The sequence below is a fragment of the Deinococcus grandis genome (assembly GCF_001485435.1).
In the GTDB taxonomy this organism is placed as follows: Bacteria; Deinococcota; Deinococci; order Deinococcales; family Deinococcaceae; genus Deinococcus; species Deinococcus grandis.
In genome coordinates, this window is record NZ_BCMS01000001.1 from 2,060,295 (window position 1) to 2,075,560 (window position 15,266).

Below are 15,266 nucleotides of genomic sequence, written 5' to 3' on the forward strand. Positions count from 1 at the left end.
CGGCGAGAATACCGCACGCCCGCTGAAGGCACCGGCCCCTGTCTTGCCTGACGGCTGTCCCGGCTGTCGGCGAGGCGGGACGCCGCGGGGCCGCGCGGTGCTAGGCTCGCGGCCATGAGTACAGACCTGCTGCCCTACGCCCCGGACCTTCACGCGGCCCTGCTGGCCGACTACTGCCTGTCGGCCGCGCCGGGCGAGCGGCTGCTGGTCGCCGGGGGGCAGGAGGCGACGCCTCTGATCCGTGCGGTGACGCGGGCGCTGCTCACGCGTGGCGCGCGGCCCGTGGTGCGCGTGGACTACCCGGGTCAGCTGGAGGACTTCGCGGAACTCGCCAGTGACGCGGTGCTGGACGCCATCCACCCGGCGGACCTGTCGGACGTGGAGGCGCTGGACGGCAGCCTGCGCGTTCTGACGCCCGCCGAGCCCCGGAGCGTGGACGCGGCGCGGCGGGCGCGGCTGCTCGCGGCGAACGCGCCGGTCGCGTCGGCCCGCGCGCGGAAGAAGTGGAGCCTCACGCTGTACCCGACCGCGCACGCGGCGGCGCAGGCGGGCATGAGCGAGGCGCAATTCGGGGATTTCGTGATGCGCGCCATGTTCCTCGACCGCGCCGACCCGGTGGCCGCCTGGGGCGAGGTCCGCGCGACGCAGGCCCGCATCATCGAACGCCTGACCCGCGCGGACGTCGTGCGGATCGAGGCGCCCGGCACGGACCTGACCCTGCGCGTGGGAGGCCGCACCTGGGCGAACAGCGACGGCAAACGCAACATGCCCAGCGGCGAGGTCTTCACCGGCCCACACGAGGACAGCGCCGAGGGGGTCGTGACATTCACCGTGCCCGCCGAGTACCAGGGCGTGATGGTGCGCGGCGCCCGCCTGGAATTCCGGGGGGGGCTGGTCGTGAACGCCAGCGCGGACGAGGGCGAGGCCGCCCTGCACGCCGCGCTGGACACCGATCCGGGCGCGCGACGCCTCGGCGAGCTGGGCATCGGCACGAACAGCGGGATTCAGGTGCCGACCGGGAACATCCTGTTCGACGAGAAGATCGGCGGGACCGTGCACCTCGCGATCGGCAAGAGCTACCCGGAGACGGGCGGCGTGAATGCCAGCGCCGTGCACTGGGACCTGATCACGGACCTGCGCCGGGGGGGCCGCCTGAGCCTGGACGGCGAGGTCGTGCAGGAGAACGGCCAGTTCCTGATCTGATCGGCAGGGGGGGATCGCTGGACGCCGACTGGTCGTATGTCCACTTCTGGACGCCGGATGAACCGCCCGTGAAGCGAGTCTGACGGTCGCGTGAACACCTGTTCTGGTTGCGAGGAGCGGGGGCGGGTCAGACTGGAGGGGTGACCCCACCGTGCCCGATCGAACGCCACCTGAACCAGCCCGTCCCGGACTGGGCGCCGCTGGTGCAGGCGGCGTCCCCACTGCTGTTCGCCCTGGCCCGGCGGCACGACGTGCGCGACCCGGAGGAGTTCGCGTTTCAGGTGCTGCGCCGCGCACTGGCCGAACGCCGGTGCTGGTCCCGTTCGGGCCTGCCGGGCCGGGTGTGGCTGTGCGGACTGGCGCTGCAGGCGGCCCGCTCGGCCAGCCCCCCTCACCTGTCCGGCACGGCCGCCAGCTAATCCGGACGCGACCCGCAGAGCCAACCCGCAGCGTGGACCACAGACAGAATCCGCAGGTGCATTACACACAAGGGAGGCGGCCCGCTCCGGAATAGAGCGGGCCGCCTCCTCTGCCGTGCGTTACTTCCTGTTGGGGTTGCTCAGGTCCTGCTCGGAGATGGCGCTGCCCTGCGCGGCGGCCTTCACGGTGCTGACCGGGGTGCTGCTCGTGGGGGCGGGCGCGGCGCTGCCGTCGGCGGACGCCTGCTGCGCGTAGCTCTGGGCGCTGGCGGCAGGGGCGGTGCGGGTGAACGCGCCGACGCCGCTGCTGTAACTGGGGCTGACGTGTCCACCGGGACCTTTCTGGACGGAGCCGTTGGGGCCGGGCTGCGCGGCGCGGTCGCGGGGCTGCCCGGCCTTGTCGAGCAGGCCGTCCGCGAGGGTTTCCAGGCGGGGCGTGATGACCTTGTCCATCAGGGTCTTCACGGCCAGCGTGCCCAGCGTGGCGACGAGCGCGCCGCCGACGCCTCCGCCGCCCTTCTGGTTCTTCTGGGCTTTCATCAGGGCCTTCTGGTGCTTGGCGGGGCTCTGGGCGTCCACGTAGATCTTGCGGCTGCGGCGGAACTGGCGGCCCACCACGATGCCCATCAGCGCGCCGACGGCAGAGGCGCCGCCGAGCATCTTCAGGGGGTCTTTCTGCATCTGGGCGTGCAGGCTGGCCTGCTGGGTCAGGGCGTCCACGCTCTGCTGGAGGCGCTGGCGGGCTTCCTCGCGTTCCGTGAGGTACTCGGCCATGTCACTTGCCGCCTTTCTGCATGTCCTCGCGGAAGGTGGGGGTGGTGCTGACGCTGATCCCGGGGGCGTCCTTGAGCACCCTGGGTTCCTGGAGGTTGGGGTCGTGGTCGTGGTGGCCGCTGAGTTTCTTGTTCAGGCCGCTGCCGTAGTTGGCAGCTTCCCCGCCGGGTTTGCTCTCGTACACGGGGACGGTCTGGGGGCCTTCCTCGGTGCGGACGACGGCGACACCGTCGGCTTCGCTCAGGACGCGGTTTTCACCGGCAGCGTGGTCCTGCGCGTCGCGGCGCAGTTCGACCTTGGGGCCGCTGCTGTTGTGCGAGTCGCGCGCGGCGTTGCTGCCGGTGGGCGTGGGCGCGCCGCTGCCGCTGGGGCCGGGCTGGGTGGGGGTGTATTCCGTGTCGTCCATACTGTCCCTCCGGTGGCGGGGTTCGTCCATCTGGACGTCCGCGCCGAGTTTCTTGATGCCCATGAAGATCAGCGCGCCGGTCACGACGAAGCTCAGGATCGCGATGATCAGCGCGGCGGCCCAGGCGCCCAGGCCCAGGCGCATCAGGCCGTAGAACACGGCCAGGATGATGAAGACCAGACCCAGGATGAGGGGGCCGGTGGCGGCGAGCAGCAGCACCGCGCCGATGCCCTTGGCCTTGGCGATCTGACCGGCCTTGCGGGCGACGACCGTGATCTCCGATTTGACGAGGGTCACGCCCGCGTCGAATACGTCGACCAGGGCGCCTCCCATGCTCTTGCGTTCTTCCATGCTTCCTCCGGGTGAAGCCCTCACGTTTCATGAACGGGGGGCGTGAAGTGCCCCCAGCATAATGAACCTCGTGCCCCATGCCGCGCAGGCGAAAGAAAACCTGAATCCGGACGCACATCCCGCGCCGGCCCTGAGCGCCGCCCAGCGCAGTAACCTCTCGCCCGTGACGGCGTGGGGGTACGCGTGGTGGCGCGCGCGGTCCCTGGCGCTGCTGGGGGCGCGCGGCTTCACCCTGGAGCGGGAGGCGGTCCTGTTCACCGCGCTGTGCCGCCCCGCCGCCGGGCAGGTGTGGCTGGACGTGGGCACGAGCGCCGGGTTCTACGCGGGCGTGCTCGCCCGGGCGGGCGCGCGGGTCACGGCGGCCGACCTGAGCCCGGCGATGCTGGCGGTCGCCGCGCGGCGCGAGCCGGATCCCGCGATCAGCTGGGTGAACCTGAACGTGGAGGCCAGCGGCCTGCCGGACGCCAGCTTCGACGGTGTCACGGTGGGCGCCACCCTGAACGAGACGCACGACCCGGCGCGGCTGCTGGCCGACCTGGAGCGGCTGCTGCGGCCCGGCGGGCAGCTGTGGCTGATGTACCTGCGCCGCACCGCCGGGCCGGCGCAGAACCTGCTGGCCCGCCCGGCACTGGGCGGCCTGACCTGCCCCGATCCGGCGTGGGTGGCGCGGCAGCTGCCCGGCTGCGTCCGCACGGACGGCCTGGGGGTGGGCGCCGTGCAGTTCGACCGGTTTGTGCGGTCTGACCGGACTCTGTAAGAATCCGTGACGTTTCGCCGCCCGGGCCCCCGTACACTCCCTGCAAAGGAACCCAACGTGACTGACCTGACCTTCACCTCCGCATCCCCCCCCGGACTCGACCGGGCCGTGGCGCACTGTCAGGACGTGACGCGGGAGCACAGCAAGACCTTCTACCTGGGGTCACGCTTCTTTCCCATGGCGCAGCGCCGCGCCGTGTGGGCCGTGTACGCCGCATGCCGCGACGGTGACGACACGGTCGACGAACTCAGCGGACACGCCGCGCAGCTGGGCCTGGACCTGTGGTGGGCACGCGTGCAGGGCGCGTTCTCCGGCCGACCCGGCGACCACCCGATCGACCAGGCGCTGGCCTGGGCGGCGCGCGAGTACCCCATTCCGCTCTCGGCATTCGAGGAACTGCACGAGGGACTGCGCATGGACCTGCGCGGGCACGAGTACCACTCCATGGCCGACCTGATCCTGTACTGCCGCCGGGTGGCGGGCGTGGTGGGCTTCATGATCGCGCCCGTCAGCGGGTACAGCGGCGGCGAGCGCACCCTGCACGCCGCGCTGATGCTGGGGCAGGCCATGCAGCTCACGAACATCCTGCGGGACGTGGGCGAGGACCTCACGCGCGGCCGGGTGTACCTGCCCTCGGAGCTGCTGGCCGAGTTCCACGTGAGCCGCGCCGATCTGGAACGCGGCGTGGTCACCCCGGAGTACCGCGCGCTGATGCGGCACCTGAGCGCCCTGGCCCGAGAGTGGTACGCCGAGGGCCGCCAGGGCATTCCCTGCCTGCACGGCAGCGCCCGGCTGGCCGTGGCGACCGCCGCCCGCGCGTACGAGGGCATCCTGGACGACCTCGCCCGGAACGACTTCGACAATTTCGGCCGCCGCGCGCACGTGAGCGGCCCGCGCAAATTGCTGATGCTGCCGCAGGCGTGGTGGGAACTGCGCACCGCGCCCGCCCCGCTGTCCTGAACCCCTGAGTCCCTGTCACGCCGCCCGCACGCCTGGGGCGGCGGGAGGTTGCCCCGAATGATGCCTGACTCCTCTCCCCTGCCTGCCTCGTCCCGCCGCAAGACCGCCCTGATCGTCGGGGCGGGCATCGGGGGCCTGTCCCTGGGCATCCGCCTGCAGTCGTTGGGCTTCGACACGACCATCGTGGAACGCCTGGACCAGCCGGGCGGCCGCGCGTACCAGAAACGCACCGCCGACGGGTACGTGTTCGACATGGGCCCCACCGTGATCACCGTGCCGCACTTCATCGAGGAACTGTTCGCCCTGGAACGCGATCGGGGCATGCTGGGCGAGGCCGACTACCCCGCACAGATCCTCGCCCCGGACGCCCGCGTGCGCGAGGGCGAGAGCGGCGGCGCACGCACCCGCGACTACGTGAAGCTCGTGCCGATCCTGCCGTTCTACCGCATCTACTTCGATGACGGCACCTTCTTCGACTACGACGGCGATCCGGTCAGCACCCGCCGTCAGATCGCGGACCTCGCCCCGGAGGACCTCGCGGGGTACGAGCGCTTCCACGCGGACGCGCAGGCGATCTTCGAGCGCGGCTTCCTGGAACTGGGGTACACGCACTTCGGGGACATGCCCACCATGCTGCGGGTCGTGCCGGACCTGATGCGCCTGGACGCCGTACGCACGCTGTTCTCGTTCACCAGCAAGTACTTCCAGAACCCCAAGATGCGGCAGGTGTTCTCCTTCGAGACGCTGCTCGTCGGCGGGAATCCCCTGAGCGTCCCGGCGATCTACGCGATGATCCACTTCGTGGAGAAGACCTGGGGCATCCACTACGCGATGGGCGGCACGGGTGCACTCGTGGACGCCTTCGTGCGCAAGTTCGAGGAACTGGGCGGCACGCTGCGCCTGAACGCCGGCGTGCAGGAGATCCTCGTGACCGACGACCGGGGCCGCCCGGTGCGCCGCCCCGGCGGGAAGCGCGTGGCGCGCGGCCTGCGCCTGGAGAGCGGTGAGGAGCTGCACGCGGACATCGTGGTCAGCAACGGCGACTGGGCGAACACGTACCTCAAGCGCGTGCCCGCCGCCGCGCGCCTCGTGAACAGCGACGTGCGCGTGAAGGCCGCCCGGCAGAGCATGAGCCTGCTGGTGATCTACTTCGGGTTCCGCCGGGAAGGCCCGGAGCTGAACCTGCGCCACCACAACATCATCCTGGGGCCGCGCTACGAGGAACTGCTCACCGAGATCTTCGGGAAGAAGGTCCTGGGCCGCGACTTCAGCCAGTACCTGCACGTCCCCACCCTGACCGATCCCACCCTGGCCCCCGAGGGCCACCACGCCGCGTACACGCTGGTGCCGGTGCCGCACAACGCCAGCGGCCTCGACTGGACCGTGGAGGGCCCGAAACTGGTGGAACGGGTGTACGACCTGCTGGAGGAACGCGGGTTCATTCCGAATCTGCGCGCCCGCCTGACGCACAGCGAGTTCATCACGCCCGACTACTTCGAGGGAACCCTGGACAGTTACCTCGGGAACGCCTTCGGACCCGAGCCGATCCTGGCGCAGAGCGCGTACTTCCGCCCGCACAACCGCAGCGAGGACGTCCGCAACCTCTACATGGTCGGCGCGGGCGCGCAACCCGGCGGCGGCACGCCCAGCGTCATGATGAGTGCCAAGATGACCGCCCGCCTGATCGCGCAGGACTTCGGCATCCACCCCAGCGTCCGCGACGGCGTGCCCGAACGGAACACGGCCGACCTGGCCGCCGACTGATACGTACTCCGATTGAAAGGTTTGCAAAATCTTTCAACCCGAGCGGAGCGAGTAGGAGAGAAACGGGTTCCGGACGTGGAGTTGGCAGATCGGTGGTGTTCCGATCTGTCAACGAAACAAACGGAATCCGTATGAGTCCAGGCACGTGGAAGGGGGCGACCTGCGGCTGTCCGTGCAGGTCGCCCCCTTCCACGTGGGTCAGTGCCGCTCGTCCCGCACGCCCGGGCCCTCGTGCGTGGCGTCCACGGTCAGGTCGTCCAGACGGAACGCGAACCGCCGCTGGAAGTCCACGCGCAGCGCCTCCAGGTCAGGGGTGTTCACACCCGGCAGCGGGGCCGCCGTGACGCCCACGCGGTCCGCGCCGCCCGGCGACCACACGCGCAGCGTGTGGCGCGTGTGGTCCAGGCCGTGCCCGGCCAGCCAGAACGCCACCTCGCGCGGGTAGAGTTTCACGCCCTTGACCTTCAGCATGCCGCCCACGTTCCCGAACACCCCGCCGGGCAGGAACGTGCCGTCCGCGCGGCGTTCCAGGCGGGTCAGGTCTCCCGTGCGGAAGCGCAGCAGCGGCATCGCCTCGCGCGACAGGTGCGTGACGACCAGTTCGCCCCGCTCGCCGTCCGGGAGGGCCGCGCCGGTCTCCGGGTCGATCACCTCCAGGAACACCCAGTCGTCCAGTACGCGCAGGCCCAGCGCGGGGTCGGTCGTCTCGGCGGCCATCAGGCCCGCCTCGCTGCTCGCGTACACGTCCGCCGCGCGGCAGGTCACGCCGTCACCGCTCAGGGCGTCCTGCACCCGCTCGCGCCGCCCGGCGATGCTGCTCAGCGGTTCCCCGCTGGCGAGCAGCAGCGGCACGCGCGCCCCGGCCTCGCCCAGCCGCTGCGCGAAGGACGGCGCGCAGGCCAGCACGCCCACCCCCAGGCGGCGGATGGTGTCCAGCTGCGCGTCGGTCTCGCCGGGCCCGAAGGGAATCACGCACGCACCGAGTTCCTCCAGCGGTCCCTGGAACAGCCAGCCGCCCGCGAAGCGGTGGAATCCGAATGCGACCTGCGCGGTCACGCCTCCCGTCACGCCCGCCAGGGTCAGGGCCCGCGCGCCCGCCCGCGCGTGCCCGAGCAGGTCGGCGGGCGTGGCGTACTCGGGCAGCCAGTGCCCGCCGGGGTGCGGGGTGAGGTACGCGCGCGTGGCGGAAGGGTGGCGCAGCTCGCCGCGCGTGAACGCCCCGGTCAGGTCCTCGCGGGTCAGGAAGGGCACGTCCGCCCAGGGGGTCCCGGCCGGGTCGGGCAGCGTGCGGTACAGCGGCAGGTCCCGCAGGCGGGCCAGGAGGTCCGGCGCGTGGGGTGGGGCGGGGGCGGGCAGGGTGACGGTCATGCGCGGGGCACCTCCGGGATGGGGGGCGTGATCGTGGGCGGGTCATCTGAACTCCGGTTGAAGGGGCTGCAAAGACCGTTCAATCCGAGCGGATGCAGGCAGAGCGGGTTCCGGACGTGCAGCTGGCCATCCGGTGAAGTTCCGGACGGTCAGCGAAATACACGGAATCCGGGTCACATCCAGCGTTTGCGGCGCTTGTAGCTCTTGACGTCACGGAAACTCTTGCGCTGGCCGTGCTCGGTGATGCCCAGGTAGAACTCCTTGACGTCCGGGTTGCCGGACAGCCAGGCGCTCTCGCCTTCCATGACGATCCGGCCGCCCTCCATGACGTAGCCGTAGTCGCTGTGCCGTAGGGCGACGGTGGCGTTCTGCTCGACGACCAGGACGCTCAGGCCTTCCTCGCGGTTGATGCGGCGGACGTTCTCGAAGATCTCCGCGACGAGCATCGGGGCGAGACCCAGGCTGGGTTCGTCCAGCAGCAGCACGCGCGGGTGGGCCATCAGGGCGCGGCCGATGGCGAGCATCTGCTGCTCCCCGCCGGACGTGTAGCCCGCCTGCCGGTGGCGCAGCGTGCGCAGCTTCGGGAAGTACGTGTAGATGCGGTCCAGGTCGTCGCGCCAGCGGCCCCGGCCGAGGATCGCCCCGGCGCGCAGGTTCTCCTCGACGTTCAGGTGCTTGAACACGCGCCGTCCCTCGGGGACCTGCACGACGCCGCTCTTGACGACCTCGGTGCCGCTCAGGCCGCTCAGGGTGCGCCCGGCGAAGCGGACGGTGCCCTCGCGGATGCGGCCGTTCTCGGGCTTGAGCAGGCCCGAGATGGCGCGCAGGGTGGTGGTCTTGCCCGCGCCGTTCGTGCCGAGCAGGCTGGTGACCTGCCCGGCGCGGACGGTCAGGGACACGCCGCGCAGGACCTGCACGATGTCGTGGTACACGACCTCGACGTTGTTCACGGTCAGGTCGCCATGCGTGGCGGCCGGATTCGGGGCGGGGTGCGTGGCCGTCATGTCACTTCAGGGGGTGCACGAGGGGGAAGATCGCGCTGCGCTGCGCGCCGGTGATCGCCTTGAAGTTCCCGGTGCTGTCGGCCTGCAACAGGCGCAGGCTCTCGGCGCCGATGTGGTCCTTGGCGCTGAACGTGACGGGCCCGACCGTGAAGCCCGGGTTGAACGCGCGGCTGCCGGTCATGGAGGTGATGCCCTTGTACACCCCGGCGGCGCTGGGGTCCTTGCTGCGGCGGATCGCCTCGATGGCGATGCTGGCGGCCAGCATGCCGCTGGTGTAGTGCACGCTGCGGATCGTGTCGGGCTTGCGGTTGTTCGCCGCGCCGATCTTCTTCACGAGCTGGATGCCGGGTTTGTCGGCCTCGTCGAACATGTAGTAGCTGGTCGCCCAGATGAAGTTGTTCGCGGCGTCCCCGGCCAGGCGGGTCAGGTCCTCGCCGCCCGTGTAGTGCGCGCCCATGAACTGCATCTTGCCCAGGAGGTTCAGGCGTTTGGCGTCCTTGAGGATGTTCGCGACCGGTCCGGCGGTGTTCTGGTTCAGGACGTACTTCACGCCGGCGGACTCGAAGCGTTTGAGCAGGGCGGTGTTGTCGAGGTTGTTCCCGCCGACCTCCTGCACGTCCACGATCTGCACGCCGAGGCGCTGCGCGGCCTTGCGGACGTCGTCCACCGGGGCGCGGCCGAAGGGGCTGGGATTGACGACCAGCGCGATCTTCGCGCCGCGGTCCTTCTTCGCGACGTACTCGACGAGGCTCACGAGCTGCTCGGAGTACGAGCTGATCGGCAGGAAGATGTACTGGCTGTCGGCGCCGTCCACGTTCCCGATGTGGTAGCTGCCGGGCAGGGTGGGCACCTTGACTTCCTGGATGGTGCTCTTGAGTTGCAGGGTGCCGCCCGTGGAGTACCCGAGGAACGCACTGGCGTTCATGTTCCCGACGTAGTCCTCGAAGTTCCGCTGGGTGTTGGCGTTGTTGTACTGGTCGTCGCGGACCACGCAGTTGAGTTTGATGCCGGGCAGGGTGTTCTGGCTGACGGCGTAGCGGCAGTAGTCCTCGACTCCGGCGGCGTAGCTGGCGCCCGCGTCGCTGGTGGGGCCGGTGATCGCGCCGGACCAGCCGATGGTGGCGGTCTTCTGCGCGGCGGCGAGGCTGAGGGTCAGCAGGGCGGACAGGGCGGCAGCTCGTTTCATGGTGAAACCTCCGTGGGGGGCTGGGGTCGAGGCTGGGGGGCGGGAGTGGCGTTTCGGGCGGCCCGGCGGGGGGGCGTAGGGGGGTCAGAATTTGAACGGCCAGCGTTTGAAGTACAGGCGGGTCAGGCGCCACCAGTTCGCCAGGCCGCGCGGTTCGAACATCAGGAACAGCACGATGGCCATCCCGAACGAGAACGGGCGCAGCGCGGACGCGACGTCCACGCCCTCGGCGAACGCCGTGACGCGGCCCAGCAGGGCGCTCTGACTCAGGAGTTCCACGCCCCGGTCGAGACCCACGATGAACAGCGGTCCCAGGAACGAGCCGGGCAGGCTGCCCAGGCCGCCCACGATGGCCATGGCGAGCAGTTTCACGGACAGGCCCAGGCTGTAGTCCTCGATCACGGCGCCCTTCTGGAAGTACATGAACAGCCCCCCGGCCACCCCGGCGTAGAACGAGCCGATCAGGAACGCCGTGAGTTTGGCGCGGCCCGGGTGGATGCCCATGGCGGCGGCGGCACGGTCGTTGTCGCGCACGGCGATCATGGCGCGGCCGTGACGGGTGCGCAGCACGTTGCGCCACAGCAGCGCCAGGCTGATCAGGACCGGGAGGCTCACGAGGTACCAGAAGACGTTGTGGTTCAGGAAGGAGTCCTTCACGCCGAACGCCTGCGGGGTGGGGGGTTTGATCACGCCGCCCTGTTCGAGCAGCGGCGTGTGCCCCACGCCCCACTCGAAGATGATCTGGAAGGCCAGCGTGGCGATCGCGAGGTACAGGTACTTCAGGCGCAGGCTGGGCAGCCCGACGAGCGTGCCGATCAGGGCGCCCGCCACGCCGCCCAGCGGGATCGCCAGGTAGAACGGGAGGTTCAGGCGGGTGGCGGCCAGCGCGGTGGCGTACGCGCCGACGCCCATGAACGCGCCCTGCCCGATGTTGATCAGGCCGGTGTAACCGGTGGTGACGTTCAGGCCGATCACGGCGACGCTGAAGATCACGATCTGCGTCAGGTACGGGAACCACGCGCGGGGCAGGATCAGCGGCAGGGCGAACAGCGCGGCGATGAGCAGCAGCAGGCTGAGCTGTTCGGCGTACGTGGCGAAGATCGTCTGGTCCTGCGCGTACCGCACGCGGTAGTTGCCGGTCTGGGTGAAGCGGGAGGCGGGCATGTCAGCGGTGCTCCTGGGGCATATGCCGTAAAGACCTGTCGCTTACGGCCGAGCGGAGCGAGTGGAATTGAGTGAGCAGGGCGGAGAATGGAGGCATCAGGAATTTCATTTCCTGATGCTGTAATTCGGAGAACTGCTCCTGGGGCGCGTTACACACGTTCGATCTCCTTGGTGCCGAACAGGCCGTAGGGGCGCAGCAGCAGCACGATGAGCAGCACGATGAACGGGAAGACGTCGCGGGTGCCGCCGCCCGGCACGAGGCCGTCGAGGTACCCGGCGGCGAGGTTTTCCAGCACGCCGATCAGGATGCCGCCCACGATGGCGCCCAGGACGCTGTCGAGGCCGCCGAGAATCACGACCGGGAAGACCTTCAGGCCGATGCCGGCCAGTCCGGTGAGGGTCAGGCCGCTCATGAGGCCCAGGATGACCCCGGCGGCGGCGGCGGTCAGGCCCGCGAAGGCCCACGCGAGGGCGAAGACGCGCTCGACGCTGGTGCCGACGGACATGGCGGCCATCTGGTCGTCAGCGACGGCGCGCATGGTGATGCCCATGGTGCTGCGGTTGAAGAAGTACGTGAAGCCGCCCAGCAGCGCCAGCGCGGCGAGCACCCCGGCCAGTTGCACGCGGGACAGTTGCGTGCCGAGCAGGTCGATGCCGGCGCCGCTCAGTGCGGCGGGCGTGGTGAAGCTGAAGTTGCCCGCGCCGTAGGGCGTGAGGTGCAGCAGGCCGTCGACGACGCTGGCCAGTCCGATGGTGACCATGATGACGCTGATGATCGGTTCGCCCACCATGCGGCGCAGGAACACCCGTTCGATCAGCATGCCCAGCGCGAACGTGGCGAGCATGGCGAGCAGGCCCGCCAGCCAGAAGTTCATGCCGGACTGGGTCAGGGCGAAGGCGATGAACGCGCCGGTGGCGATCACCTGCCCGTGGGCGAAGTTGATGACGCGGCTGGACTTGTAGATCAGCACGAAGCCCAGCGCGGCCAGCGCGTAGATGCTGCCGATCACGACGCCGGCGAGCAGCAGTTGCGGGAGCAGGTCGAGGTTCATGCGGTCACCTGCCGCGCGTGGGGCGCGGTCACCGGGGCGGGGGGGTCGGCGCGGTGGATCTGCACGTCGGTGTCCACGTGTTGTTCCTGGCCGTCCTGGTAGCGGAAGGTGGCGTGGACGCGCACCTGCTGGCTGCCGTCGTACAGCGCGTCCACGATGGGGGCGTACTTGGTGCGGATGGCGGCGCGGCGGACCTTGCCGGTGCGGGTGAGTTCGTCGTCGTCCGCGTCGAGCAGCTTGTACAGCAGCACGAAGCGCCGCACGCGTTCGTGCTCTTCGAGCAGGGCGTTGATGCCCGCGACTTCCTTGCGGATCAGGTCGGCGACTTCGGGTTTGCTGCTCAGGTCCATGTAGGTGGTGTACGCGAGGCGGTGGCGTTCGGCCCACTGCCCGGCGGTGAGCGGATCGACGTTCAGGAAGGCGGTCACGTCGTCCTGTCCGTCGCCGAACACGACGGCTTCCTTGATGTACGGGCTGAATTTCAGGCGGTTCTCGATGTACTGCGGGCTGAAGGTCTCGCCGCCCGCGGCGTGCATGACGTCCGACAGGCGGTCGATGACGACGAGGTGCCCTTCGGGGGTCAGGCGGCCCGCGTCGCCGGAGTGCAGCCAGCCGTCCCGGATGGTGTCGGCGGTGGCGTCGGCTTTCTTGTAGTAGCCCTGGCACACGGCGGGGCTGCGGGAGAGGATCTCGCCGGTGTCGCTGATGCGGCACTCGCCGCCCGGGAGGGGCAGGCCGACGGTGTCGAAGCGGACGTCCCCGTCGCGGTGGACGTACGCGATGCCGATGTTCTCGGTCTGTCCGTAGATCTGTTTCAGGTTCACGCCCAGCCCGTGGTAGAAGCGGAACACATCCGGGCCGAGGGCCGCGCCGCCGGTGTAGGCGTGCTTCAGGCGCAGCAGGCCCAGCTGGTCGAGCAGCGGGCGGGTCAGCGCGTGGTACGCGACGAAGCGTTTCAGGGCGGCCAGCCCGGTGGGGCGCTTGCCGCGCAGGCTGGCGTCGGCGGCGTCGGTGCTCCAGCGCAGCAGGGTGCGGTACGCGGCGCGGTTCAGCGGGTAGGATTCCTGCACGCGGATGAACACCTGGCTCTGCAGCCCTTCCCAGATGCGGGGCGGGGCGAACATGAAGTGCGGGCCGATCTCGACGAGGTCGTGCATGGCGGTGTGGCTACTCTCGGGGAAGTTCACGGTGACGCCGTTGGCGAGTGCCACGCCGACGGTCATCATCTGCTCGCCGATCCACGCCATCGGCAGGAAGCTCAGGTAGTCCTGCCCGGCCCGGAAGCCCTCGACCTGCCCGAGGGACTGGCCCATGAACAGCAGGTTGCGGTGGCTGAGCATGGCGGCCTTGGGCTGGCCGGTGGTGCCGCTGGTGAGGCTGAAGTGGCACACGTCGTCCGGGTGGCCCTGGGCGGATTCGCGGGCGTAGTGGTCGTCGGGTTGCGCGCGGCCCAGGGCGAGCAGGTCGTCGAAGGTCATGATCCAGTCGTCCCCGGCGTGTTTGCTCATGCCGCGCGGGTCCTCCACGATCACGTGCCGGACCTGGCCGAGCGCGGCGCGGCGTTCCAGGAGTTTGTCCACCTGTTCCTCGTCCTCGCACAGGACGACGCTGGCGTCGGTGTAGGTCAGGACGTACTCGACCTCGGCGGCGACGCTGGTGTGGTACACGCCGACGCTGATCGCGCCGAGGGCCTGGGCGCCCAGTTCGGTGTAGGCCCACGCGGGGATGTTCTCGGCGATGATGGCGACCTTGTCGCCGCGCCGGACGCCCAGGGCGTGCAGGCCGGCGGCGACCTCGCGGGCGCGTTCGTGGTACGCGGCGTAGGTGGTTTCCTGCCAGATGCCCAGCTGCTTGTGGCGCAGCGCGACGGCGTCCGGGGTGTCGTGGGCGCGCCGGGCGAGCAGCTGCGGGAGGGTCAGGGTGGTGACGTCGGTCATGCGCTGAGCTCCTGCGCGCCGGTGTACGCGGCGATGACGCGCGGGTCGGCGCTGACCTGCGCGGGCGTCCCGGCGGCGATCAGCTGCCCGAAGTCCAGGACGTACACGCGGTCGCTGATGTCCATGACGACGCCGAGGTCGTGTTCGATCAGGACGACGGTGACGCCGTGCTCGCGTTTGATGTCGAGGATGAAGCGCACCATGTCTTCTTTCTCCTCGACGTTCATGCCGGCCATGGGTTCGTCGAGGAGCAGCAGGCGCGGCGCGAGGGTCAGGGCGCGGGCGACCTCGACGCGTTTCTGGATGCCGTAGGCGAGGGTCCCGACCGGGTGGGCGCGGTGTTCCTCGAGTTCCATGAAGTCGATGATGCCCTCGACGTAGGCGCGGTTCTGGGCTTCCTGGCGGCTGGCGCGGCCGTAGTAGAGCAGGCTGCTCAGCAGGCCGTAGCGCAGGTGGGTGTGGCGGGCGAGCAGCAGGTTCTCGGTGACGCTCAGGCCGCGGAACAGTTCGAGGTTCTGGAAGGCGCGGGCGACGCCGTAGCCGGTGATGACGTTGGGCGCGGCGTGCGTGAGGTCGTGTTCCCCGAAGCGGATCTGGCCGCGGGTGGGGTGGTAGAAGCCGCTGATGCAGTTCAGGAGGCTGGTCTTGCCCGCGCCGTTGGGGCCGATGATGCTGACGATCTCGCCTTCGGGGACGGTGAGGCTGACGTCGGTCAGGGCGTTCAGGCCGCCGAAGGTGAGGGTGACGTTCTCCACGTGCAGTTGCGGCATGGCACCTCCCGGCGCGGGGCCGTGGGCGGAACTCGCGGGTGTGGCAGGGGTGTCCGGCTTCTCGGGTGAGCCGGGCGTCGGAACGTGAGGTTGGGTGAGTCGATTATGCGGATGGGGTGGGTCGGCTGCCAGTCAACTTGACTAGACAGAT

14 protein-coding genes are annotated in these 15,266 nt (G+C 70.0%); 5 read left to right on the plus strand and 9 right to left on the minus strand.

The genetic code is table 11. From position 1 onward, the window contains the following. The first annotated feature begins 114 nt into the window (after positions 1-114). Positions 115-1,203, plus strand: a complete 1,089-nt coding sequence (locus DEIGR_RS10115; protein WP_058976925.1) for an aminopeptidase — start codon at positions 115-117, stop codon at positions 1,201-1,203. A gap of 140 nt (positions 1,204-1,343) precedes the next feature. Next, positions 1,344-1,622 (plus strand): hypothetical protein, encoded by a 279-nt coding sequence (locus DEIGR_RS10120; protein ID WP_058976927.1) that lies wholly within the window; start codon positions 1,344-1,346, stop codon positions 1,620-1,622. Between the two features lie 120 nt (positions 1,623-1,742). Here DEIGR_RS10120 and DEIGR_RS10125 read toward each other — a convergent pair whose 3' ends face one another. Both DEIGR_RS10125 and DEIGR_RS10130 read right to left on the minus strand, forming a co-directional pair. Then, a complete protein-coding gene (locus tag DEIGR_RS10125; protein ID WP_058976928.1) occupies positions 1,743-2,396 on the minus strand; it encodes a hypothetical protein in 654 nt (217 codons plus the stop codon). Position 2,397: 1 nt separating this feature from the next. Further along, the gene (locus DEIGR_RS10130; protein WP_058976930.1) at positions 2,398-3,153 is read right to left on the minus strand and encodes a phage holin family protein; all 756 of its coding nucleotides are present in this window, start codon (positions 3,151-3,153) and stop codon (positions 2,398-2,400) included. 61 nt (positions 3,154-3,214) lie between these two features. Here DEIGR_RS10130 and DEIGR_RS10135 point away from each other — a divergent pair, with 61 nt between their 5' ends. The 3 genes from DEIGR_RS10135 to crtI all read left to right on the plus strand — a co-directional run bounded on the left by DEIGR_RS10135 (position 3,215) and on the right by crtI (position 6,634). Beyond that, positions 3,215-3,910, plus strand: coding sequence for a class I SAM-dependent methyltransferase (locus tag DEIGR_RS10135; protein WP_058976932.1), 696 nt, complete (start codon positions 3,215-3,217; stop codon positions 3,908-3,910). Between the two features lie 66 nt (positions 3,911-3,976). Continuing rightward, positions 3,977-4,870: a phytoene/squalene synthase family protein gene (locus tag DEIGR_RS10140; protein WP_269083806.1), complete on the plus strand. Its 894-nt coding sequence runs from the start codon at positions 3,977-3,979 to the stop codon at positions 4,868-4,870. Positions 4,871-4,930: 60 nt separating this feature from the next. Beyond that, positions 4,931-6,634, plus strand: a complete 1,704-nt coding sequence (gene crtI / locus DEIGR_RS10145) for a phytoene desaturase family protein (protein WP_058978653.1) — start codon at positions 4,931-4,933, stop codon at positions 6,632-6,634. A gap of 198 nt (positions 6,635-6,832) precedes the next feature. Here crtI and DEIGR_RS21485 read toward each other — a convergent pair whose 3' ends face one another. The 7 genes from DEIGR_RS21485 to DEIGR_RS10180 form a co-directional block, all read right to left on the minus strand. Next, complete coding sequence (locus tag DEIGR_RS21485) at positions 6,833-8,002, minus strand: phenylacetate--CoA ligase family protein (protein WP_058976934.1); 1,170 nt, start codon at positions 8,000-8,002, stop codon at positions 6,833-6,835. A 173-nt stretch (positions 8,003-8,175) separates the two neighbouring features. Then, positions 8,176-9,006, minus strand: coding sequence for an ABC transporter ATP-binding protein (locus tag DEIGR_RS10155; RefSeq protein ID WP_058976936.1), 831 nt, complete (start codon positions 9,004-9,006; stop codon positions 8,176-8,178). A gap of 1 nt (position 9,007) precedes the next feature. Continuing rightward, entirely contained in the window at positions 9,008-10,192 is a 1,185-nt protein-coding gene (locus DEIGR_RS10160) for an ABC transporter substrate-binding protein (RefSeq protein WP_058976939.1), read from the minus strand. Positions 10,193-10,276: 84 nt separating this feature from the next. After that, positions 10,277-11,356, minus strand: coding sequence for a branched-chain amino acid ABC transporter permease (locus DEIGR_RS10165; RefSeq protein ID WP_058976940.1), 1,080 nt, complete (start codon positions 11,354-11,356; stop codon positions 10,277-10,279). Between the two features lie 149 nt (positions 11,357-11,505). Next, a complete protein-coding gene (locus DEIGR_RS10170; RefSeq protein WP_058976942.1) occupies positions 11,506-12,408 on the minus strand; it encodes a branched-chain amino acid ABC transporter permease in 903 nt (300 codons plus the stop codon). Next, positions 12,405-14,345, minus strand: a complete 1,941-nt coding sequence (locus DEIGR_RS10175) for an AMP-binding protein (RefSeq protein WP_058976943.1) — start codon at positions 14,343-14,345, stop codon at positions 12,405-12,407. Before DEIGR_RS10175 ends, DEIGR_RS10170 begins: the two co-directional genes overlap by 4 nt. After that, positions 14,342-15,115 carry an ABC transporter ATP-binding protein gene (locus DEIGR_RS10180; protein ID WP_058976946.1) on the minus strand — a complete coding sequence of 258 codons (774 nt, stop codon included), beginning with the start codon at positions 15,113-15,115 and terminating at the stop codon, positions 14,342-14,344. The genes DEIGR_RS10175 and DEIGR_RS10180 overlap by 4 nt, the downstream gene beginning before the upstream one ends. Between the last annotated feature and the right edge of the window lie 151 nt (positions 15,116-15,266).

Bases quoted from the DNA above. Each gene is read 5' to 3' on its own strand.
- DEIGR_RS10175 (WP_058976943.1), bottom strand. From the start codon at position 14,345: ATGACCGACGTCACCACCCTGACCCTCCCGCAGCTGCTCGCCCGGCGC.
- DEIGR_RS10130 (WP_058976930.1), bottom strand. From the start codon at position 3,153: ATGGAAGAACGCAAGAGCATGGGAGGCGCCCTGGTCGACGTATTCGAC.
- DEIGR_RS10165 (WP_058976940.1), bottom strand. From the start codon at position 11,356: ATGCCCGCCTCCCGCTTCACCCAGACCGGCAACTACCGCGTGCGGTAC.
- DEIGR_RS10125 (WP_058976928.1), bottom strand. From the start codon at position 2,396: ATGGCCGAGTACCTCACGGAACGCGAGGAAGCCCGCCAGCGCCTCCAG.
- DEIGR_RS10135 (WP_058976932.1), top strand. From the start codon at position 3,215: ATGAACCTCGTGCCCCATGCCGCGCAGGCGAAAGAAAACCTGAATCCG.
- DEIGR_RS10180 (WP_058976946.1), bottom strand. From the start codon at position 15,115: ATGCCGCAACTGCACGTGGAGAACGTCACCCTCACCTTCGGCGGCCTG.
- DEIGR_RS10160 (WP_058976939.1), bottom strand. From the start codon at position 10,192: ATGAAACGAGCTGCCGCCCTGTCCGCCCTGCTGACCCTCAGCCTCGCC.
- DEIGR_RS10115 (WP_058976925.1), top strand. From the start codon at position 115: ATGAGTACAGACCTGCTGCCCTACGCCCCGGACCTTCACGCGGCCCTG.
- DEIGR_RS10170 (WP_058976942.1), bottom strand. From the start codon at position 12,408: ATGAACCTCGACCTGCTCCCGCAACTGCTGCTCGCCGGCGTCGTGATC.
- DEIGR_RS10155 (WP_058976936.1), bottom strand. From the start codon at position 9,006: ATGACGGCCACGCACCCCGCCCCGAATCCGGCCGCCACGCATGGCGAC.
- DEIGR_RS21485 (WP_058976934.1), bottom strand. From the start codon at position 8,002: ATGACCGTCACCCTGCCCGCCCCCGCCCCACCCCACGCGCCGGACCTC.
- crtI (WP_058978653.1), top strand. From the start codon at position 4,931: ATGCCTGACTCCTCTCCCCTGCCTGCCTCGTCCCGCCGCAAGACCGCC.